The organism is Candidatus Zixiibacteriota bacterium (genome assembly GCA_036480375.1).
Classification (GTDB): domain Bacteria; phylum Zixibacteria; class MSB-5A5; order GN15; family JAAZOE01; genus JAZGGI01.
The window spans coordinates 59,848-82,029 of the sequence record JAZGGI010000049.1 but is presented as its reverse complement, the minus strand read 5'-3'; the positions used below and the strand labels follow the sequence as shown (position 1 = coordinate 82,029).

17 protein-coding genes are annotated in these 22,182 nt (G+C 44.5%); 2 read left to right on the top strand and 15 right to left on the bottom strand.

From position 1 onward, the window contains the following. The 7 genes from V3V99_14780 to V3V99_14750 all read right to left on the bottom strand — a co-directional run. On the bottom strand, nt 1–2,389 hold a 2,389-nt coding region (locus V3V99_14780; protein ID MEE9443927.1), incomplete at its 3' end, for a methyl-accepting chemotaxis protein. Nucleotides 2,390–2,440: 51 nt separating this feature from the next. Continuing rightward, a complete protein-coding gene (locus tag V3V99_14775; GenBank protein MEE9443926.1) occupies nt 2,441–3,406 on the bottom strand; it encodes an MCP four helix bundle domain-containing protein in 966 nt (321 codons plus the stop codon). A 43-nt stretch (nt 3,407–3,449) separates the two neighbouring features. Beyond that, nucleotides 3,450–4,829, bottom strand: coding sequence for a hypothetical protein (locus tag V3V99_14770; GenBank protein MEE9443925.1), 1,380 nt, complete (start codon nt 4,827–4,829; stop codon nt 3,450–3,452). Between the two features lie 208 nt (nt 4,830–5,037). Continuing rightward, nucleotides 5,038–5,898, bottom strand: coding sequence for a LuxR C-terminal-related transcriptional regulator (locus tag V3V99_14765; protein MEE9443924.1), 861 nt, complete (start codon nt 5,896–5,898; stop codon nt 5,038–5,040). A 492-nt stretch (nt 5,899–6,390) separates the two neighbouring features. Next, nucleotides 6,391–7,500 (bottom strand): methylmalonyl Co-A mutase-associated GTPase MeaB, encoded by a 1,110-nt coding sequence (gene meaB, locus V3V99_14760; GenBank protein MEE9443923.1) that lies wholly within the window; start codon nt 7,498–7,500, stop codon nt 6,391–6,393. Nucleotides 7,501–7,507: 7 nt separating this feature from the next. Further along, nucleotides 7,508–9,670: a methylmalonyl-CoA mutase gene (gene scpA / locus V3V99_14755; protein MEE9443922.1), complete on the bottom strand. Its 2,163-nt coding sequence runs from the start codon at nt 9,668–9,670 to the stop codon at nt 7,508–7,510. Further along, the gene (locus V3V99_14750) at nt 9,667–11,367 is read right to left on the bottom strand and encodes an acyl-CoA mutase large subunit family protein (protein MEE9443921.1); all 1,701 of its coding nucleotides are present in this window, start codon (nt 11,365–11,367) and stop codon (nt 9,667–9,669) included. Before V3V99_14750 ends, scpA begins: the two co-directional genes overlap by 4 nt. Nucleotides 11,368–11,826: 459 nt before the next feature. Here V3V99_14750 and V3V99_14745 point away from each other — a divergent pair, with 459 nt between their 5' ends. After that, the gene (locus tag V3V99_14745) at nt 11,827–12,093 is read left to right on the top strand and encodes a hypothetical protein (protein ID MEE9443920.1); all 267 of its coding nucleotides are present in this window, start codon (nt 11,827–11,829) and stop codon (nt 12,091–12,093) included. Between the two features lie 97 nt (nt 12,094–12,190). Here the strand turns inward: V3V99_14745 and V3V99_14740 are convergent, their stop codons facing one another. The 7 genes from V3V99_14740 to motA all read right to left on the bottom strand — a co-directional run bounded on the left by V3V99_14740 (nt 12,191) and on the right by motA (nt 18,988). Further along, nucleotides 12,191–12,718, bottom strand: a complete 528-nt coding sequence (locus tag V3V99_14740; protein MEE9443919.1) for a hypothetical protein — start codon at nt 12,716–12,718, stop codon at nt 12,191–12,193. Further along, complete coding sequence (locus tag V3V99_14735) at nt 12,715–13,404, bottom strand: hypothetical protein (GenBank protein MEE9443918.1); 690 nt, start codon at nt 13,402–13,404, stop codon at nt 12,715–12,717. Before V3V99_14735 ends, V3V99_14740 begins: the two co-directional genes overlap by 4 nt. Then, nucleotides 13,394–14,065: a response regulator gene (locus V3V99_14730; GenBank protein MEE9443917.1), complete on the bottom strand. Its 672-nt coding sequence runs from the start codon at nt 14,063–14,065 to the stop codon at nt 13,394–13,396. Before V3V99_14730 ends, V3V99_14735 begins: the two co-directional genes overlap by 11 nt. A gap of 16 nt (nt 14,066–14,081) precedes the next feature. Then, a complete protein-coding gene (locus V3V99_14725) occupies nt 14,082–15,539 on the bottom strand; it encodes a HAMP domain-containing sensor histidine kinase (GenBank protein MEE9443916.1) in 1,458 nt (485 codons plus the stop codon). Between the two features lie 739 nt (nt 15,540–16,278). Continuing rightward, nucleotides 16,279–16,767 (bottom strand): SgcJ/EcaC family oxidoreductase, encoded by a 489-nt coding sequence (locus V3V99_14720; protein ID MEE9443915.1) that lies wholly within the window; start codon nt 16,765–16,767, stop codon nt 16,279–16,281. Nucleotides 16,768–17,281: 514 nt separating this feature from the next. Continuing rightward, nucleotides 17,282–18,121 carry a flagellar motor protein MotB gene (locus V3V99_14715; protein MEE9443914.1) on the bottom strand — a complete coding sequence of 280 codons (840 nt, stop codon included), beginning with the start codon at nt 18,119–18,121 and terminating at the stop codon, nt 17,282–17,284. 12 nt (nt 18,122–18,133) lie between these two features. After that, nucleotides 18,134–18,988 carry a flagellar motor stator protein MotA gene (motA, locus tag V3V99_14710; protein ID MEE9443913.1) on the bottom strand — a complete coding sequence of 285 codons (855 nt, stop codon included), beginning with the start codon at nt 18,986–18,988 and terminating at the stop codon, nt 18,134–18,136. 266 nt (nt 18,989–19,254) lie between these two features. Here motA and V3V99_14705 point away from each other — a divergent pair, with 266 nt between their 5' ends. Then, a complete protein-coding gene (locus V3V99_14705) occupies nt 19,255–20,823 on the top strand; it encodes a T9SS type A sorting domain-containing protein (GenBank protein MEE9443912.1) in 1,569 nt (522 codons plus the stop codon). A gap of 715 nt (nt 20,824–21,538) precedes the next feature. Here V3V99_14705 and V3V99_14700 read toward each other — a convergent pair. Continuing rightward, nucleotides 21,539–22,123 carry a hypothetical protein gene (locus V3V99_14700; protein MEE9443911.1) on the bottom strand — a complete coding sequence of 195 codons (585 nt, stop codon included), beginning with the start codon at nt 22,121–22,123 and terminating at the stop codon, nt 21,539–21,541. Between the last annotated feature and the right edge of the window lie 59 nt (nt 22,124–22,182).

Genomic DNA, 22,182 nt, shown 5'->3' with positions numbered 1-22,182 from the left:
CGATGACACCAATGATCTCGCCGATCTTATCTGACGCCTGGGCCAGTTCATTAACGATATTACCCGACTGTGATGCCGCTTCTGCAATCTTGACCATACCGCTGATGGTATCGCCGACGATTCCCTGACCTTCGGTGGCGGTGTTGGCCGCCCCTTCGGCAACTTCCTTAGCCTCGTTGGCATTCTTGGAGGATTGAATAATCGTAGCGGTCATTTCTTCGATAGCGGTCGAGACCTGAGCCGCCTGTTCGGTTTGGTTCCTGGCGCCCTGAGACATCTCTTCGGATGACGATGAAATCTCGTTAGCCGCCGAAACGAGTTCCTTGGAATTATCGCCAAGCTGGCGCATCATGGTGCCTAAATTTCCTGTCATCTTCATTAAAGCATCACCAATCTTATCCTTGGCGCCCAATGTACCTTTTATGGCATTAGCCAAGGTTCCGATTTCATCCCTTGACTTAATTTTGAGTTCAGCCATTTCGGTCTTTTCAATTTTCTGAGTCAGATCGTTATTGGCGATAGCATCGACAACACCTACAAACTGATCAAACTCGTCATTCATTTCAGTGCACAGAGATGCCACAGTAGTTATTGGTTTTGAAATGGTCTTTGAAAACAGCCATCCGATAATAGCAACCACACATGCGATCACAAATGCAATAATTATCATAGACATTTGCATGGCGTTGATGGTGGCAAAGGCTTCGGCTTCATCGATTTCCGCAATCATGACCCATGTGGCGCCAAAAATATTTAGAGGCGTATATGCCGATAAGACCGGATTGCCGTTATAGTCGTCTATAATTTTAGCATCTGTTTCACCCGACAAAGCCTTGCGCGAGGCATCGGTATCGACTCCATTATTATCCACCGTTCCCGCGAAGGAGGCGGCTACTGAGTGACCGGTCGGGTCGAGATATGAATCGGAGCGCATCAGTTTATCCGCGCCGACAAGGTAGGTTTCTCCGGTTTCCCCCATGCCGGATCGTTCCTGCATCATGCCATTTATGGCGCCAAGAGGCAACTGCAGAGCCACAATCATTTCTACTCTGCCATCGGCAATGCAGGGCTGAGCAATAAAAGCGCATGGTTCATTATTACTCGGCGCATAAGGTTTGAAATCGGCAAAACCAAATTGCTTATTAGTTAACACATCTTGCATTAATCGTCCCAGATTTGAACTGCTGTACTGTCCGTTGACCATATTGGTTCGGTAGTCGGCCTCTTCGGCAACGGTGAAGAAGACAAATCCGTCGGGATTGATCAGGAACAGATCGTAATAACCGTACATTTCAGTATATTTGGCAAAGAAGGCTACACCGTCTTCATCCCGGGGACAAAAGGCTTCGGCGACATCAATTTCGGCCAGAACTACCCAGGTGAAATCTCCAATTTTAATAGGACCATAACAGGATAGAACCGGATTGCCATTGTAATCGAGTACAACTTTGGCGTCGGCATTACCGGCTAAGGCTTCCCGAGCCGCTTCGGTATCGACTCCATTTTTATCGACGGAACCGTTCAATGAAGCCTGTACGGAATGGTTATCCGGATCCAAATAAGAATCAGAGCGCATCTTCAGATCCGAACCGACCAGATAGCATTCGCCGGTTTTGCCCATCCCAGCCCGTTCCATCATAATATTGTTTATCTGATTGAGCGGGACCTGAAGAGCGACCACCCCGATAAAGGAACCATTATCATAAATCGGGGCGCCGACAAAAGAAGCCGGAGCTCCATTGGATGGCGCATAGGGCTTAAAGTCCACAATCGAAACACCGTTTTTTGACTTTTTAAACAAATCAGCGACGTTTTGGTCGCTATATTTTCCATTAACAACATTAGTCCCAAAGTCAGGCTCTTTTTCAACAGTAAAAACGATATCTCCATCGCTCGAAATCAAAAACAAGTCATAGTAACCGTATGATTTCTCATAAGTGGTCAGCCACTCCGAGTATTGTTTGTCGGCTGCGCGGTAAGAGGCGCTGAGCGCTCCTCCGGCATCCCATCCGGATTTATAGGCTTTTATTGCGTTTACGACAACATCATTGGTCGACAGAACCTCGACATCGCCGAGCCGCTCGGCAAAATAGTTCTCGATCTGGTTTTTCTTGATAGCCTGAACGGCTTTAAGTTTATTCAAAGCTTCGGCCCGGAGAGTCCCGACGGTCTCGACGAGAACTCCCATATCACCCTGGCGTTCGCTAAAATAATTTTCAACCTGGGCTTTTTTGACGCCGCGCAACGCAATCAGTTGATTGAACGCCTGCTGCGACAAAGCGCTTTTGGATTTGGTCAAACTGATTATCCCAATTGTGCCCAGCGGGACAATGCCCACCAGCAAAAAGACGATTATCAGCTTGGTTCCGAGTTTCATGTTCTTAAGCATTCCTTCTCCCCTTATTAATATGTTTTATCTGACTGTGCCTTGGCTTTCAAATTAGAATCCATAGGTGAACTCAACTGCGGCCGCATCGCCTTCTTCACGAGCCTCATTGGCACCAGTATCTACGTCGCTGTTCAGTTCCTCCAGAAGAGCCATAACCTGATCAAACTTCGGTTCCAGCACTTCCATATCAAGTCGATCCATATCCTGATAAATCGCGTATGCTTTTTGGCCTTCGGCATTGATGACGCCGTCTATCTGCGCGACGACCTGATCCATCGCCGGCATTGATTTTTCATCAAACACATCCATCACGGCCGCCGCGGCCATATCATTTTTACTGCGGTTGTAAATATCGTTGATTTCAGGCACGGTCGCGTGCAGGCTGTTATGATAGGTTTTAAGTGTTTCCATAGATGAGAGAATTGTCTTATTGTTCAGATTAAATTCTTTCATCCAGATCCCGAGGGGACATTTGTCGGGATCGATTTCGCCTTCAAAATCAACTTTCTCAACGACAGTTTCATTTAACTGAAAGAGCCATTCGCGATGCGCGTTTTCAATCTCAGATATTTCGGCAATTAATTTCATCGGATTGCGAATGCCGAGTTCATCCAGTTGCTTTGACCTATTTACAAATTCATTGGCAGCCGCCTTGAATTCGTTGAAGTTCGTCATAACCTCATTAAATATCCTCTCTTCCTCCGCATCCGCTATTAATTTTTGAAAATCTTCAGCGGCAGATTCAATTTCGACAAAGGCTTCGTTAATAGCTTCATATTGCCCCAGAGCTTCTTCAATACTTCCGTTAACATTAAGAAGCTCCATCTGCGCCGTAGCAACGTCGCCCATAATGGCATCCATTGTCATCGCCGCCTGTATGGCCGGTAATCGAACAGCTCCGATTTCGTCCATGTGCTCATCAACCTGGCCGATTCCGTACCAGCCGACAAATCCGACGATACCGCAAATTATGGCAACGATCGAAAACGATCCGATTAATTTTGGTCCAATTTTCATTTCTACATCCCCTTTATTAAATATTTAATCCCTGCCTACTATCTTAAAATCCCGCGACTAACTGGAACATATTGGTGTTGTTGTCGCTGTCTTTGTCGATTAATGTCTGGAAACGAAGTTCCACGCCTTCAATCAAGGCATAACCGGCCCCGAATGAGTACTGGCCGTGCCAGTCGGCGCCTTCAGGTTTGAACGAACCGTAACGGCTAAGGACAAAAGCCCTATCCAAAAAGCCGTAGGTGCCCTGCAAGTAATAGCCCCGATTGTTTTCTTCGGCGATGGACTTGTTCAAAGAGTGAACAATATATTCACCCTTCAACTCGAAGTTAGCCATCGAAAATTGCAAATCGGTTCCGACCAGCATCATCTCATTGTCATTATCCGCGTTCCAGCCGGTCGAGAATGAACCACCGATTTCAAGAAAGGATAAAGGCGTTATTCCCAGACGAGAGCCAAAAGCAAAGGCCGGCGAGGTATCGACCTCTTCATAGACGTCTTCGCCCAAAGCTAAAGATTCAATTTCGTCAAGAACTTCCGTCGATGATTCAAAACCGTTGACGCCAAATATGACCAGGTTACCGCCTTTGGTATCCATGTTGAACTGGACGCCGAAATCATTCCAGCCGCCGTGGGTCAGATCGACAACCTGCGGCCCCGTGACATATTTACGATCCGGAGAAGCATAAACAGTATAATCGATACCAAACGGAACATCGAATTGACCGGCGGTAAAGCCGAGCGAATTTACAAACTGTTCTTCCCCTTCAAATACTCCGATCTCCAGAGCCGCCACGGCCAGTTCAAAAACGCCGTCGTCGCCGTTCCAGGCGATAGCCGCGCAGGCGAGGATATTATCCGATAGTTGATTTTCAAAATCGACTTCGGCCTGATTGATGGCAAAATCGGCTTCGTCGTCGGCCGAGCTGGTGTAACTGTTGACGACATCAAAGAAACCGCAAATCTCAAGTCCGCCAACCGCTTCTTCGGCCGCTTCAACCGGAATATTGACCCTGACCGGACCCGGCACGGCTATATCTTTTGATTCCGATCTCGCATATCCGCCAATTTCAGATTTCATCTCAATAATCTTGCCCGTTAATCCCGCTAACTGCCGGTACAACTCCTTGTTTTCTTTAGCGAGCCGTTCCAACTCTGTTTTCAGGTCGGATAAATCAGCTGGTGCTTCAGCGGTGGGCTGTCCCTGCCATTTTTGCATCTCTTCTTTTAATGACTGTAATTCCGATTGAAGACCGGATATGGCCGCCTGACGCTGATCCGCTTCGGATTCCACCATCCCTTTTAACGATACCTCAAGCTTATCGACCGCCTCAAGCAACTGACCAAAATCCTGCGCCGAAGCGCCGGCGCCGGTCAGAATCATGACACAGATAGACAGAAGCATCCAATTGATGATTTTCTTCATTTGGTTCCCCCTGGAATTAAGAATTAATTGTAAAATTGTTTTTTGTTCGTTTTTGTGATTCAATTGAACCCTCGCTTTTCTCAACCTCTTTATCTTTTTTATCGCAATATTCTCTAAAAAGTATAGAGGGTAAAATAGACGAACTAAGAAGTATGGTTCATACTCCTCGCCCTAAAAAAAGCTCCCGTTGTTATTGATTGTCAATGAGTTATGCGTTGGGTGAAATTTCTTTATGTTCCAATTCGATTAGGTATGCGGCCAAATTAATTTTTTTGCCGGTAAGATTTAGCTTTTTCCTAATTATTGTCCGTTGTTTACGCACGGTTTGGAATGAAGTATTTAATAAATTTGCGATTTGTTTGGTATCAAGTCCATTTTTCAACATAGTGCAAATTTTTAATTCCCGGATGGTAAGTTTAGAATATAATAATCGGGCGCTATTAGTATTTAGTGATGTTATGTTGTCAAAACAACTAAACAGAAGCTCAAGCAGACTACTTTTGGGAATTCTCTCATCGTCTTTAATCATTTCAACCAGGGGCTTGACAACTTTGCCAAGGTATTCTTCGATTTCCTCAATGACCTTTTTTTTCCTGCGATCAATGCTATCCAAAACCTGGTCAAATGCAATTGTTTTTTCAATCAACTCCTTTTTAATAATATCGAGCTCATTACTGATTGATTTGTTATCATATTGTTTACCATTTGGTTCTGATAAGTTTTCTGCAATAATATATCTTACCACGCGTTCGCCATCTGCCTCGAAATCCATAAAATGAAATCTAAATTTACGGTTGGGATTTTTGGGATCGCGGCATGTTCTGAGACGGGATTGGTCTCGACGATCAATTCTTATTTTACCGCATTTGGAGCAAGGCGAATTAAAATTATGGATTACTTTAAAGCATAATTGCCCGGTGACTTCCCCCCAATATTTGGTGAATCCCCGATTTCCATATAATATGGAGTAATTGAACATATCAACCGCGAAAACCGGCATATTCGAATTTTCAAGAAATGCCGTGATTTGATCAAGTTTCCAAATGCTGGAAGGTTTTGCATCCCTCATAATAGCCCCTGCGATCCCAAACTACATGATACTGTATTCATATTATTTACGTGAGCCTTGTTTGGCATTTTATAGTTATTTTCAATTTTTTAAAATAGCCGCATTTTGCAATATATATCGTTTTTTATTAAATAAATTGGAGGATGCAAAAAGGATGATATATGGAGTAGCGAAAAGAATATTCTATTGAAATAAGTTCCCGGATTATATTTATAATCCTCTAAGGCTTAGTCCATCAGCCAAAAGCTGGCGCATCCAATAATTGAAATATTAAATACATCGTAAGTCTTAATCAATGCCTTTAATTTTCCGTTCACATGTAATCAAGCCCCGCTTTTATCCCTGCGCCATATTAATTTCTTTAGCAGGAATTAAGCTCCCTATATTTATATCGGTTAATCGCTTAACTAATTGAGCAAATTTTGAACAGGACTATATGTCGTCAATTATTACTTTCAAATTGTTTTTTTGACGGAAACAGATTTTGAGAGACTATTTGAGGAATCTTTTGATAATATCTTCAGCGGCCTTTGCGGCAGGCAGTTTACCTTCAATGACTAGTTTTTCTAATTCTGGAAGCGTCTTCCGGACGTTGGTATCGGTGAGTAAAAGATTTTGCAACTGATTTGAGATTAAGTCATGGAGCCAGTTTTTCAATTGATTGCGGCGTCTTTTCCGGAAAGTGCCGTTTTCTTCGGTTAACTTTTCGAAAGACTTAATAATATCCCAAATGGGATCAATACCCTTATCATGCAGCGCCGAAACGGTTATCGCTTTTGGCTGCCAACCTTCGGTAACCGGTTGGAAATAATGCAGGGCGCGTTCAAATTCTTCCCGTGCATTTTCGGCTCGCTTGATGTTATCACCGTCCGCTTTGTTAATTACTATAGCGTCGGCGATTTCCATAATGCCCCGTTTGATACCCTGAAGTTCGTCGCCGGCTCCGGCAATGAGAATTAACAGGAAAAAGTCAACCATTGAGCGAACCGCAATTTCATTCTGGCCGACGCCAATAGTCTCGACCAGGATGACATCATATCCGGCGGCCTCAAAGACAATAATTGACTCTCTTGTCTTTCGAGACACGCCTCCCAGTGTCCCGCCGCTTGGGCTGGGACGGATAAAAGCGTTAGCGTCGCGAGACAGGTTCTCCATGCGAGTTTTATCGCCGAGGATACTGCCTTTTGTGAGACTACTGGAGGGATCCACAGCCAGAACCGCGACTTTATGATTCCGGGCGGTGAGTTTCACTCCGAGGGCATCGATAAAAGTGCTTTTTCCCGCTCCGGGCATTCCGGTAATACCAATTCGAATCGATCTGCCTGAATGAGGCGTTAACTCTTTGAGGATTTCCTGCGCTCTTTTTTGGTCTTTTTTTGCACCCGATTCGATGATGGTTATTACGCGGGCCAGAATCCCGCGATCATCGGCGAGGACGCCTTTTAATAACTTTTTAATTGAGAGATTTTTATTATCCTTTTTCTCTGTCGAATCTTTTCTCTTTTTGGAAGTGTCGGTTGTCGAGACGGATTTGGTTGTACTCTTGACAATTTTCAGGGCCGATTTTGATTTTCTTTTATCTTTTTTTGGATTGCCGGTCATAATATTGTTATCGTCTACTTTCCCGAGTTGTCAATTTTTCTAAAATTGTTTTGGCCGCGTTGGGAATAACCGTTCCCGGACCAAAGACCGCGCAGGCGCCATGTTCAAAAAGAAAATCATAATCCTGTGATGGGATGACACCGCCGACGGCTACGAGAATATCGCTTCTTCCGAGTTTTTTGAGTTCTTCGACTAATTGCGGCAAATGTGTTTTATGTCCCGCGGCCAATGAACTCATGCCGATAATATGCACGTCGTTTTCTGCCGCCTGAAGGGCTGTCTCCTTCGGAGTCTGAAATAACGGTCCGATATCGACATCAAATCCAAGATCGGCCAGAGCCGTCGCGATTACTTTGGCGCCCCGGTCATGCCCATCCTGTCCCATCTTGGCAATCAGTATCCGCGGCCGCCGTCCTTCCCGGACCGCGAATTCATCCGATAATTTACGAACTTCGTCGATGGCTTCGTTCCCCTTAAATTCATTTTTATAGACGCCCGAGATGATATTATGCTTCGCTTTATGACGACCCCAAACCTTTTCAATGGCGGAGCTTATTTCGCCCAGGGTGCATTGTACTCGAGCGGCCTTGATCGATAAATCAAGCAGATTCCCTTGGCCGGATTCGGCGCAGGCGGTCAGAGCTTTTAGCGTCTGTTCGACCGCGATATCATCACGATTGGCTCGAAGTTCTTTTAAGCGTTCAATTTGCTGCTTACGTACAATTTGATTGTCCACTTCAAGAATGTCAACTGAAGTTTCATGTTCGGGCTGATATTTATTGACGCCGATTATAATTTCTTCGCCGGAATCGATCCGGGCCTGACGACGAGCGGCGGCCTCCTCGATGCGCCTTTTGGGCAGGCCGCTTTCGATAGCTTTCGTCATTCCGCCCAGCTCTTCAACTTCCTGAATATGATTCCAGGCCTTACGGGCCAGTCCATCGGTCAATGATTCGACATAATAAGAACCGCCCCAGGGGTCAATAACATCGCATATTCCCGTTTCTTCTTGAAGATAGAGCTGAGTATTGCGGGCAATACGGGCGCTGAAGTCGGTTGGAAGGGCGATGGCTTCATCGAGAGCGTTGGTATGCAGTGATTGCGTGTGCCCCAGGGCCGCGGCCATAGCTTCGATGCAGGTGCGAGCAATATTATTAAACGGATCCTGGGCGGTCAGGCTCCAGCCGGATGTCTGGCAGTGGGTGCGGAGCATCATTGATTTTGGATTTTGGGGATTAAATTGTTTTATGAGTTTGGCCCAGAGCATCCGCGCCGCTCGCATCTTGGCCACTTCCATGAAATAATTTTTTCCGATGGCCCAGAAAAACGATAAGCGCGGGGCGAATTCATCGATGGTCAAACCGGCCGCCAATCCGGTACGGACATATTCGAGGCCGTCGGCAAGGGTGTAGGCCATTTCGAGATCAGCCGTAGCTCCCGCTTCCTGCATATGATAGCCGGAGATGGAAACGCTGTTGAATTTGGGCATATTTTCGGATGTGAAGGCGATTATATCCCCGACGATTTTCATCGAGCCTTGCGGCGGATAGATATATGTATTTCGGACCATGTATTCTTTAAGAATATCGTTCTGGATGGTCCCGGCCAGTTTATCCATCTTAACGCCCTGCTCTTCGGCGGCAACGACATAGAAAGCCATAACCGGCAACACGGCGCCGTTCATCGTCATCGATACCGACATTTTGTCGAGAGGTATGCCGTCAAACAGGATTTTCATATCAAGGATGGAATCGATGGCAACTCCGGCCATGCCGACATCGCCCTCGACACGGGGATGATCGGAATCATAACCCCGGTGAGTGGCCAGGTCAAAGGCTACCGAGAGGCCTTTTTGCCCGGCGGCGAGATTACGGCGATAAAAAACGTTGGAATCCTCAGCAGTGGAAAAACCGGCATACTGGCGAATCGTCCAGGGGCGGGTGACGTACATCGTTAGGTACGGCCCGCGTACAAAGGGAGGAAACCCGGGCAGAGATTCGAGATGCTCCAATTTCTCAATGTCCTGTTTTGTATAAATCGGTTTTATATCAATTTGCTCAAGAGTCGGCCATGAAGGAATACCTTGCCGACTATCGACGGGAGTTTTTGACGACCCTGATCTCTTATTATGGCCAAAATCAATGTTTTGGAAATTGGGGATTTTGCTCATGAGTCACTCCCGGATTTTTCCAAAGATTCGGATCGGCGATGGATATTTAGCGATGTTATGCGGACTGATTGGGGTAAATCCCTTCTAATGCTTTTCGAAATGTCTCCGATAGTCGCTCCGTGGGAAGCAACCGCTATTAATGTATCAACACATTCGGGCGTCTTTAGCTTAGTATGATTTTTCGATAATGCGTCAAGAGCTTTCTCATAAGTTTCGGACTTTTTGAGAGCTCCAATTTGTTCACGTCGTTTATTAATTTCAATGCGAGAGTTTGATTGGTCGATTTCGGAATGTTCTTCATCGCTCCTGATATATTTATTGACTCCTACTGATACTTTTTTACCCGATAGAAAATCACTGGCGTCTTTTTTCTCAATTTTCTCAATTTCGACCTGTAAAGTTCCCGCCTTCAATGATTCGATCAATCCACCCTGTTTTTCTATCTCACGGAATTTCTCCCAGACGATCCGGGCGATATTATTTGTCAGATGTTCGATAAAATAGGAGCCCCCCCCGGGATCAATTATCTTATCCAGATGGATTTCATTTTTAAGGATTAATTGAATATTTCTTGACAGCCGTCGGGAATCATTATCCGACGAGTTCTCATACATATTATAGGGAGAAACATTTATACTGTCGGCTCCTCCTATAGCGCCGGCAAAAGATTCGGTGGTCAATCTTAGAACATTGTTGTAAGCATCCAATCGCGTTTTATTGTAATCGACGGTAGTGGCGTGAATCCGGATTTTACGTTTGTCGGGAGGGATGCCGCAGGCATCAGTGATTTTGTCCCACAGTAACCGGACGGCTCGAAGTTTCGCGACTTCGAGAAACAGATTGGAACCGATCCCAAAGCTGAATTTAATATGCGGTAGCACGCGCGAAATATCAATGTCGCGGTTTTCCATTTGCCTGAGATATTCGACTCCGGCCGCCATCGAATAGGCCAGTTCCATCATGACGGTGCCGCCGCTGTTTCTGATATATTCACCGTGAATCCAGATTGTTCCCAGGTCCGATGATTGAAAATCAACCCAATTTGTCACGGCCGCCAATTCATCAAAAGCATTTTCAATCGGCAGCGGCAGAGTACCCTGCAGGAGCCATTCGCCAATCGGGTCGGAAGCGATGGCGCCGCGAACGTTCTCGCTTGGAATATTATTTTTTTTCGCCAGAGCCATTAAATAAGCGAGATGTAACAAACCATTTATTCCGACGTGCAGGTAAATAGGGTATGAAGAAATATCAATTTCCGAGAGGGCGGCACAAGAATCATCAAGCGTTGTCAAGGAGACTCCTTCGCGTCCAACGCTTTCAATATCTGTCTCATCCGGATCAAATCCCAGACGAGAGGGTCGGTCCATGGGGATATTCAGCGAAGTCGCTCCATGTCTGATTTCGTCTTTGAGAATTTGGTTAAGAATTTCCGGAGTTGGGCATTTTGATTCCTGGGAGATGAGCCATTCGTTTCGTTTTTCCGTCGGCGTTTTTGCTCCGCGAAGAAAAGGACTTTGTCCGGGCAAAGATTCGATACCGAGAATATTTTTATTATCCTCTTGTCGAAATAGGGGCTTCAATTTTAAGCCTTCGGATTTGTAGGATTCCGACAATAGACCGGCGTATTTATCCCCAATCAACCGCTCTGCTTCGGCCTGCCATTTTTCAAATTCCGGGTTTTCAAATTCCTCAAACAAGGTTTAGTCCTATGAAATTCGAGTAAATTTATTTCTCAAAAATATACGACTTTTTGGGATTTGGCAAGGGTTGTAATCAGCTTTTACCGGTCATTCTGTCAAGCGAATTGGGTTCGTTTTGTCCTTTTCGCAGGCGGGGGCCTGTTTTTTGGCTGTCGGGGATGTCATCCCTTTTTGACTGTCGCGTAATTTATCTGAATTTTTGCCAAGAAGTAGGTCATTTATCTTTTTCTACCTTAATGCCTATTTGTCATACCTGCGAAGGCGGGTATCCAGTCTTTTTTCCCTAACCAGGTTTTCGCCTGTCTTGAGAGGGGTGCCCGCAGGGCGGGGTGTGTTACCTTTCAGGCTTTCGCCTGTCATTCCAGCGAACGCTGGAATCCATGCAGCCTTTACTTCACTATATTGCAGCATACCTATGCGGATAATTTCGGATAATCCGCCGGATTGATTGGATAAATGTACATGCTCTATGCGGGGACCCTACCGCCCAATTTAGACTTATTAGATACCAAACACCAGATCGTTGTAACTATTTTCGCCTTATCTTCCGATCTTATAATTAGTATGAAATCACTCCTTACCATAACTCTCAGCATCATCGGCGGATGGCTCGGTTGGTGGCTGGGCGGTCAAATCGGATTATTTACTGCCCTTCTGATTAGCATGATTGGCACCGGTATTGGAATTTATGCCGGGCGGCGCATTGCCCAACAGTTCGACTAAACCGGCAAATATCATTCAATCGTCCTCGGCAGGACCCCACCCAAAAAATCGCTTCGTTTATTTTTTGGACAGGCCACCGGGCCATATTTTTCCATCCCTACGCTGCTTCGTCTTGCGAGGGAGGTCGCCACCTAGGCATTTGTCTCAATAACAAGTCAGGAAGGTCTCTGAGTAGGTCTGCCTTTGCAACATCTTTCTTAGTTGGGTCGTCTATGGAATCAGTGAATTCCATCAGCACATCCACGGCCATTAATGAGCTTATAAATTCCTCGGCATTGGAAACATCATCTCGAAGTCGGCGTTCGCGATTCGTTATTAATCTATAGACTATCTGGAGAAGTAAGGAAACAATAGCTGAAAAGCTTGATATTTCTAGATTCGAGCCAAACATTAATAATACTATACAACCCAATAGAAGAGTAACACTTGAGTACATAACAATCATCGCTGCACGACTCAATCTACTGAGTTCACTTTTCAGCGATGCTACATAGCTAACTAATTGCTCGTCAAGTCCCCCCTTTGTAAACGACGGATAGGATTTAGAATCATCACCGAAATGCCTGATGCCCGGGCCATCTAGGAATGATTGGATGCGATTGATAAGCTCTTTGTATTTCGTCATACCTGCCTTCCTTCTATAAATCTAATACTATCACTAAGCCCAGCAAGGAAAATACTGTTTAAGAGCGAAGGCATAGGTCCCTTCCATTTGGTTTTTCCTCTATTCCCCTGATAATGGCCGCCAATTGCTGCTGCAGCCAGCAGGCGCTTTATGGAACACACTGCAGTATCATTAATCTTTCCTGATGAGCTCAGCTCAGATTTCAAACATCGTAGGAGTCCCTCTACGAAATGAACAGAATTCTTATCGTCGCTATCGAAGTCAAAATAAACATCGTCTGCGAAACCTATGGCTGAGTGAAAATTCAAAGAAACGTCCCTTTCGCGAAGGTAGTCAGCAGAAAAGCACGTTAAAGCAAAAATGTACAACTTATATTTTCTTTCCGATTGCCACCACGATACTGGACACAAGCATTTATCATCCAGGGAATGAGTATGGCAGCAAAAAAATCCACGAGAAGCTCCTAATCCCGTTACTAAGAGAAGTACGTTTGCTCGCTTTGGATCAATCCACGTATCCAGCCTCGAATCGCAACAAATTTCTGAGGTATTCCAGCACTTCCTGATAATCGGGATTAACCCCCAGCGCTTGGGAACAAAACTCCTTAGAAATACCCTTTGTGTTGCATCAGAGTCAAATAAAAACCGGCATGCGTTTCCAATTTTGTCAACAATTTTATGTAACATGTTTCCCCCGTAATAATTGTAAGTAACTGTGATACCAGCGAACTATTTTAATTCCTCTTGAGTTTTTCTTTTTTAAGTCATCGAGAAGTTCTTCCGTGGAAATTCGCTTCGTTCCGGCGATTATTTTTTCAGCTTTTTGATTAGGGAGGTTCTTGAGTTCATCAACCAGGTCTTCAATTAATAAATCGATAACCGACTTTAATTCAACATTCTGGGCTTCGAGAATATCACAACGGATTTTCAATTCTCCCACGATTCCTTTTCTCTCAGTGTCAGCTTGCGATGGCATTGACGTCCATTGACCCAACATGAGGGAATATAGTCGATTACCATCCAGATGATCCTTCTTAATGACATCTACTCCAATATTCCTTGCACGGACCATTTCATTCTTATTTAATTCATTCCCTGTTACAATACAGAGAATCACTTGAGGATAATTTGCTCTGACATACTCAGCGAAATCAAGCCCACTTTGTTGCCCGGGACCAAGATGCAAGTCGATGAGGATCACATAAAACGTCTTTTTATTTAGTAATTCTATGGCCTCATCAGCATTTGAAGCTGATTGTGCCGGGATCGACTTAATTTTCGCATAATTTGTTACTAGCCCCGTGAAATTTGCTTCATCATCAAGTACCAGAACATTGTTCTCGGACATTCGTATCCTCCTTGTTTTACTTGCGTTTACTTTTGTGAGGTAAGGATAGCACAAAAGCGGCTCCCCCAAATCGACCGCCTCGTGAGTGTGTTAGATTGAGGGTCCCGCCATGTTTTATAGTGATGCGTCTAGCAATTTCAAGTCCAAATCCCCTTTCTCCAACTTTAGTCGAGAATCCCGATTGGAAAATCCGATCCACTATATCATCGTTTACACCTGGGCCGTTATCGCATACCAATAATTTGACATATTTTGTCCCCGTTTCATCACTGACCACACTTGTGCTTAAATAAACAAGCGGAGATTCGCAATGCTTAGTTGCCTCAATAGCGTTTTTTAATAAGTTGCGAATAACCTGATGCAGTTCGGCGGCATGTCCCTCTACCCAGATATCGCCTTCATATTTCCTTCGTATAGCAGTATTAGACAACATAACAGTTTCTAGTGTCCGTACAGCTTCATTACAAAGCTGATTCAAATCGATTATTGCTTTCTCCTTTTGCGAAGTTCCTTTATCAACATCAGGGATTGCTTTATTAAAAACATCAATAACATCCACAGTTTTTTGGGCAAGTTCTGCCAGCTTTTCGCTTTGTGACTTAAGTTCAACCTTATCGGTCGATGGGAGTTCCTTTATAATGTCAATAAACAGTTTGAATGAGGCTTTGGGAGTTTTGATCTCATGGCTTAATTGACGGATCACTTTTAAAGCATCTTGCGCATCAGCTATCAGCTGGCTTTTCTCTTTATAAAAGACTCGATACTCGGCATAAGTTACAAATAAATAATGTGAAAAGGACAATAGCCCCAGCAAATGAATGATTTTTGCTGACATTCCGGCCAAATGGAATAAGTCATGCAGACAGAATGCATCTTGACCATTGTTAAGAGGGATATCTGGTATAAAGTGGCCAAATTGCAGCAAGGCGTAGAAGTAAATTGGATAGATTATAGTTCCCCTCGTGAGAGATGGGTATATTACAGGATTGGTACGGAAATAGAGGTGATATGCTAATCCGAAGACAAATAAGCCAGCACATCCATAACTCACAGCAAGCGCATCGCCAGCAATCGAGAGCTTACTTTTTAACAAAACCTCAATTAAAGGAATAAAAAGTGCCAAAATGCTAGCAACATAAATAACTGGCAGTTTAACAAAATGCCTTTTTTTATTCAATCTCCATTGCCTTTCAGCTGCCGCGAGGAAAAAAAACATAGTAACGGTATTAAGAATAATGACAATTGCCTCGGATAATGAACCGGGTAAAAAGCTTGGCGAATTCTTGCCTATATCAAGTATCCAAAGGTAAAATAGATTTGCAGTCCATGCTAAACATCCATAAAGAAAGAATCGATATTTTTCTTTGTCCCTTGGATAATAGATTATCGCTAAGATTATATATTGAAATAGGAGTAGTCCCGCCGCAAGCCCGTTTAAAGCTAGGGGATCGTCGATTCGGAAAAACGGGCTCATGCTATAATGTCCTCAAGAATTTGCCCAAATATACCGATGCATATTATGGAGATACACAGATCACAAATGAGGTACTTTCTAATGGATACAATTATAACATTCATGGGCGCCGTCTTAGTCTTTGGATTGATATTTTGTGCGGCAGGCGGATTCCACCAGAATCGTCGTCATAATCGCGACTTATAAGCGAACTGATCATCTGGATTCCCTTCAACTGCTAAATCTGTCTGAGCGCTCCCGCTGCCCGGGCATGTGGTCGAGTGCTTTTAATATTAAAATATAGGGGGAAAACAATTAATTATGCAACTATTATTTTTGCCAAGTGGCCCATAGCTTGCTATGTGATTAGATTTATCCCTCCTAAAATCAGAATTATCTAAATGTATTTGCATTATTGCCCGTGTTGTGATTCCCGCAAGCGCATTTAATAATAGCACAACTATATAATAATGGCAATCACTTTATAGATTATCCCGATTAACACCCAATATGCCATTGATTCCGAAATCAGCCCCTTAGTTGAAAACCAGTATATCCTCAACCGGGGAGAGGCATCATATATGCCACAAAATAAAAGAAGCCAACAGGCCAATAACGAAAAAGGACAAAACGAACCCAATTCCCCGCAACTCATAACAAAACATGCAATTACAAGGAATTTTCAAAAATAAAAATGTGGATAACTCACTTTTGACTATTCCCACAGCAAGTTGCAGGGCATCCGGCGATCGGGGAATCATCACTCCATGTCAGGTGGACTATTTCGGTTCCATATCTCGCGTGCGATCTTCCACGACCCGTCGGGCTGTTGTTTAAGGATCTCTATGATCTTCCCATGCGCCTCAATCGTTTCTCCGCCAGCCTTAGGAGTGAACTTCGAAATGTACTCGCTTGCGTGGAACGCCCAGCCATCAGCCACGATGATCTCTTCGGTCCCTTCTACCGGCCAGGTCACCCCGACCGAGAACAGCTCTAAGCTACCGCGGTAATACTCTTCGATGGCCTGCTTGCCTCTGTTGGCCGGCGCGTCAGGGGGCATTTGCACGATGTCGTCATTATAACAGGCAAGTATCCGGGCAACATCGCCGGCTTCAGCCGCCGCGCCCCATGCCTCTACCAGGGCCCGGATCGCCGCAACATCATCCTTGGTTTGCTCTGCGGCTGGCTGGTAAGCGGAGAGAGTGAGTGCAATGAATAGAAGAATAGTTACACTTGGCTGGATTCTCATCAGAAACCTCCTTGCAAAATGTTCGTATTCCATCCATTAGGTGGGTCTTAAACGTTTCATTAGTTGTATACAATAATAGCACAACTATATGATAATGGCAATCACTTTATAGATTATCCCGATTAACACCCAATATGCCATTGATTCTGAAATCATCCCCTTAGTTGAAAACCAGTACATCCTCAACCGGGGAGACGCATCATATATGCCACAAAATAAAAGGAGCCAACAGGCCAATAACGAAAAAGGACAAAACGAACCCAATTCCCCATAACTCATAACAAAACATGCAATTACAAGGAATTTTCAAAAATAAAAATGTGGATAACTCTGGATTCCCGACTTACTTCACCCTAACGGGTTTTCGCTCTCGGTAATGACGGGGGTAACATGATAACAGATTGCCGCGCTCGTTTTACTCGCTCGCAATGACGAAATAACGGCTTTCGACGACAACTCGAGAGTTGTCGCTACAAGATTTTGGATGTGGGTATATGCATTTACAACCGGAGCATTATTCTTTGGACATAATAATCGGCGATTTATACGAATCACCCGGATTTTGTTTGCCGGTGAGGCGATTGAGAACCAGGATAGTGATACGGCGGTTGCGGGGATCAAAGGGATCGTCCTTGAATCGCAATTTATTGTCAGCATACCCTCGTACCTGGTAAACCTGGCCCTTGTTTAATTTAGTTCCCATTGCTCGCCGGGCGGCGTTGGCGCGGTCAGATGATAATTCCCAGTTGGTATAATCTTCATGGCGGCCAAGATCGGACGCGTCAGTATGGCCCTCGATAACCAGTTGATTGGATAGTTTGCTCAATTCCATTGCTATTGTCTTGAGAATCAACTCGCCTTTTATGCTTAGTGTGGCTGATCCTGTTTTGAAAAATGAAACGTCTTCGCTGCCCTCAATAAGCTGAATCCGCAGTCCCTCCTGCGTGACTTCGATAGCGATATGATCGCGTAAAACGCTGAGTCCGGGCATTTCACCCAGAGTTTTCCTTATGCGGGCGGCGAGTTCTTCCATTTCCTGTTTGAGTTTTTCCTCAAGAGAAATATCGCCATCCTCACCGGAACCGGTTTGGCTGCCTTTTAGTATTCCCGGTCCTTTGCTGAAAAGTTTTAATTTGCTGGCCCTGGTATAGGCGACCGGGTCCTGGAAATAACTTTGAATTTCCTCTTTGACCTCATCCGATTGATTGACCAGCCACATAACCAGAAAGAGAGCAAACATAGCCGTCATAAAATCAGCCAGGGCCACTTTCCACGCTCCGCCATGATGGCCGCCGTGCTTATTGATCTTCTTGACAACTATTATCGGTTGTTGTTTATGATTTTCGTCGGACATGACGGCCCCAATTTATTTGCGGGTTTCCTTACAGGCCTCTTCAAGATCGATAAATCCCGGACGAACTTCGCTGGGGATCGACCTCCGTCCGTATTCAACGGCGATTGAAGGCGGGAATCCTTTGCAGAACGCCAGCAGGCATTGTTTGAGGCAAATCATGTACATGCCGTCGGCATCGTTGCGATTTTGCATGTTTTTCGACAGCGGCCCGACAAAACCATAGCACAAGAGTACGCCCAAAAAGGTTCCAACCAGAGCCGCGCCGACCTTATGACCGATTTCCTCGGCCGGTCCGCCGATAGCCGCCATGGTAATGACGACGCCCAAAACGGCCGCGACAATTCCCAAACCGGGAAGGGAGTCGGCCACGGTGCCCAGAATCGAAGGGGCCCTGTTGATTTCTTCATGATGAATTTCAAGATCAGTATCCAGAAGAGATTCGAGCTCATGGGGCTGCACCGAACCGGTAATAATCAGGCGCATTGTGTCAGCCATAAAATCCACGGCATGATGATTCTTGAGAAAATTGGGATAGTTGCGGATTACTTCGGATTCATAAGGCTTTTCAATATGCGATTCCAAACCGACCAATCCTTCGCGCCGGGCAATGTTGAATATCTCGTATAACATCACCATCTGCTCGGTAAGGTCTTTCCTATTATAACTCGAACCGAGCGTACCCATGACCTGCTTTATCATGTCCTTAAGTACCGGTATGGGTGACATGACAATCAGCGAACCAAGTGCGGCTCCGCCGATAATCAGTAACTCCAGGGGCTGATAGAGGGCCATGATATGGCCGCCTTCAAGCACATATCCCGCTACAACACTCACGATAACAACCAAAAATCCGACAATAACCAGCATATTTTATCTATCCTTAAATTATTTATTTCAGGCCTTGCTCCATAAGTATAAATCGACAAAATGGTTGGCTTATTTAGGCCGGAAATTAAGGATTTCGAGCGGGCACAAATTATCTCCACTTTGAAAAAGCATGGAAAGAAAAATATGCGCCCTTAATGGAAAAGGTGAATGACAAAATAATGTAGTCTTACCATGGTTATTGTTTATTGCTTATTTAAGAGTTATTAGTATATTGCATTTAGGAAAGAGCAGGGGAGAACTGTGTTATGCGCTTTTTAATCTTGTTAATTTTGCCAATTTTGATTCTGGGGATTTCCGGCGTCGCCGAAGCCGACGCCCAAATCGATCCCGAGCGGATTATATTTCACGTCCGCGGGCCCGATTCATTGTCCTGGATTGGTGTTTCTATGTGGTCTTTGGGCGATATAAATGGCGATGGTTATGATGATATTGCACTTAGGAGAAATAGTCCCTTTGGAGTCTTTATCTTCTACGGTGGAAATCCGGCAGACACAATTCCCGATGCCTTTTATGATTCATGTTCTAGTTTTCAATGTTCAGTAGATTTTACCGGGGACGGTATAAATGATGGTGTATCATACATACAGGGAAATTTGAATACAAATGGATTGTATTTCTATCGAGGATATGCCGATTCTCTGGCAACCGCTCCGTTTGATTCGTTAGTTCCCGATACGTTTGTTAATGACACCAGGTCAGGCAATGCTTATAAGATAGGTTTAATTGACGATGATAACTACCCAGATGTTGTGATTTATGAAGATATGGTAATTGGAAGGTTTTTGCGATTTTATTCGGGCTATCTTCTTATTGACCGAGAGCATGACTGGTCTTATGAGCTTCCTTCCTCGCACAGACTCATTTTTATTGAGATAATTGATTTTAACGGTGATGGCCACAAAGATATTTGTTATTCAATGTTTGGATATGTTTGGGGTCATGTTGGTTTTATAGGCGTTTTTCTTGGGCCTGAGTTTGGAACCGAGCCTGACTTTATCATACAAGCGCCGGAAGAGTATAATTATGACATGGATGCAGAATATTTTCCCATGAGATTAAAAAATATTGGCGACTTCAATGGTGATAGCTGGGAAGATATTGGTATTAGTTTAAGTATGTATAACTCAGATATATTAATATACTTTTGCGGTCCAAGTGTTGATACTTTACTTGATTTGAAAATGGAGTATGGGGCCAATTCATTAGCCAGTGCAGGCGATATTAATAATGATGGCTTTAATGATTTAATATGCAATGGCAGAAGGTCAAACAATACATTGGCATATATCTACCTCGGCGGCCCTTCAGCGGATTCCATACCTGATGAAGCTGTCTATCATCAGGATTTACCGCCAGAATTTTCGTCAGGCTATTGTAACACCGTTTCTGCAGCCGGTGATTTTAATGGCGATGGCATTGATGATTTCATGTTTAATTATGTCGATAGTGATGATCGAACCGGGGCCGTATTCGTGATAGCCGGTTCAGAAGATATCATGAATAATGTTGACGAAAACGGGATTGGAATATTGCCTAATACTTTATCCCTGAAACAGAACTTCCCAAATCCGTTTAATCCCGCGACAATTATTGAATTTTTTATTCCCAAAAGAAGTCATGTTGAATTGAGAATATATAATATGCTGGGCGAAACCGTCGCCATCCCGATAAGTATGACTCTAACCGCCGGTATTCATCAGATTATTTGGGATGGGACCGATTCGAACGGCAACCGGTTACCGTCCGGGATATATTTCTACAGCGTCAAATCCGACAATCATTCCGAAACAAAAAAGATGATTTTGTTGAAATAGAGAGTTTCTCCCTCCTACAATTTAAAAATCCACAATTACGAAATAATCCGGCCCGGGCGTCCCCGAGCCGGATTTCAATTTAGGTCAGAATGTGATTAAACCAGCCGGGGCATTATCCCCAACTGGTCAAAAAATGACAAGTCATTCAGTTATTTCGGAGGCATATAGTCGCAACAACCAATCCTTTGTTCGGGACACCAACCGTAACCAGCAGTGCACTCCCATGGTGAGTAAAGGCCATTGGGGCCAGCCATATGTTGTTCACATTCAGGTGGAGTATCAGGTCTGCATTCAGGGAAAATACTATAGATACACATACCTTGACATGGTATTGCCTGTGCCTCTCCTGTCAGCCCGACCGTAATACCGATTGTCAGGCTGAAGACGAGCAGAAACAGGCTTGAAAAAATGGTTAGTTTTTTCATGGTTCTTACCTCCATGTAAAAAGTTAAGATTATTAGTTAACGCTTCCTTACACTAGCAATAAGAAAGATTTTTCTTACAAATACTCCTTCATCGTTCCGCCGGGTCTTGATTTCGCAAAGCGAAATTGTGACCTGGCGGTCTTCAACCGTCGGTTCACCGCTTCGCTAAAGAACCGACAGCACATCGTTTCCGTGTAGGGACAACTCTCGAGTTGTCCTGACCAAACGACAACCCGAGGGTTGTCGCTACACAATGCAACAAACGTCCTGGCAGCGAAACTCAGATAGATTTACTTCAAGTATTCTTCAAAAAATTCGTAATCCAGATCCCTGAGAAGCCCGTTGGCCACAAAGGCAATATTACCCTGGCCATCAAGCGCGAACATGCTGGGGTAACTCGATATGCCGCAAACACTGCCCAAGTCCTTGAAGCTCGTCGTATAAATGGGAAACAGGTGCTCATACATCATAATTTCTTCAAATTCAATATTTCCGACGGATAACGAGACCAGAAGGACCATATTTATACCGTTTTTGCCGTTTTTGTATTCATTGTGCTCCCACCAGTTAAGTATCTGCTCGCACGGCTGACACCCAGGCAAAATAACGGCGACGACCGTCGGCCGTCCGCCGGTGATATCCGCCCAACTTACGGGCCGGCCGTCCAGATTCTTAAGTTCAAGAGCAGGGGCCGTTTGACCGATTTTGAGAGTGGTTCGATTGGGAAGAGTTTCCGGAGTTATTTCGCCGATTCCGGCTTTACCGCTAATTGCCATGCCGACAGGAATCGCCAGCGCGACGGCGAGAAATGCGACCAATCCGCCAACAACAATGTATATTATTCCCGTTTTGGTACTCGTGTCCTTAATACCCATAAACATACCTCCATGTTTGCAAAACAAGGTATAAGCAAAATTATTATAGAGAAAAAATC

What these genes read in the sequence shown, in the direction of transcription:
- V3V99_14775 (MEE9443926.1), bottom strand. Translation starts at nt 3,406, where the DNA reads ATGAAAATTGGACCAAAATTAATCGGATCGTTTTCGATCGTTGCCATA.
- V3V99_14770 (MEE9443925.1), bottom strand. Translation starts at nt 4,829, where the DNA reads ATGAAGAAAATCATCAATTGGATGCTTCTGTCTATCTGTGTCATGATT.
- V3V99_14765 (MEE9443924.1), bottom strand. Translation starts at nt 5,898, where the DNA reads ATGAGGGATGCAAAACCTTCCAGCATTTGGAAACTTGATCAAATCACG.
- meaB (MEE9443923.1), bottom strand. Translation starts at nt 7,500, where the DNA reads ATGACCGGCAATCCAAAAAAAGATAAAAGAAAATCAAAATCGGCCCTG.
- scpA (MEE9443922.1), bottom strand. Translation starts at nt 9,670, where the DNA reads ATGAGCAAAATCCCCAATTTCCAAAACATTGATTTTGGCCATAATAAG.
- V3V99_14745 (MEE9443920.1), top strand. Translation starts at nt 11,827, where the DNA reads ATGTACATGCTCTATGCGGGGACCCTACCGCCCAATTTAGACTTATTA.
- V3V99_14740 (MEE9443919.1), bottom strand. Translation starts at nt 12,718, where the DNA reads ATGACGAAATACAAAGAGCTTATCAATCGCATCCAATCATTCCTAGAT.
- V3V99_14735 (MEE9443918.1), bottom strand. Translation starts at nt 13,404, where the DNA reads ATGTTACATAAAATTGTTGACAAAATTGGAAACGCATGCCGGTTTTTA.
- V3V99_14730 (MEE9443917.1), bottom strand. Translation starts at nt 14,065, where the DNA reads ATGTCCGAGAACAATGTTCTGGTACTTGATGATGAAGCAAATTTCACG.
- V3V99_14725 (MEE9443916.1), bottom strand. Translation starts at nt 15,539, where the DNA reads ATGAGCCCGTTTTTCCGAATCGACGATCCCCTAGCTTTAAACGGGCTT.
- V3V99_14720 (MEE9443915.1), bottom strand. Translation starts at nt 16,767, where the DNA reads ATGAGAATCCAGCCAAGTGTAACTATTCTTCTATTCATTGCACTCACT.
- V3V99_14715 (MEE9443914.1), bottom strand. Translation starts at nt 18,121, where the DNA reads ATGTCCGACGAAAATCATAAACAACAACCGATAATAGTTGTCAAGAAG.
- motA (MEE9443913.1), bottom strand. Translation starts at nt 18,988, where the DNA reads ATGCTGGTTATTGTCGGATTTTTGGTTGTTATCGTGAGTGTTGTAGCG.
- V3V99_14705 (MEE9443912.1), top strand. Translation starts at nt 19,255, where the DNA reads ATGCGCTTTTTAATCTTGTTAATTTTGCCAATTTTGATTCTGGGGATT.
- V3V99_14700 (MEE9443911.1), bottom strand. Translation starts at nt 22,123, where the DNA reads ATGGGTATTAAGGACACGAGTACCAAAACGGGAATAATATACATTGTT.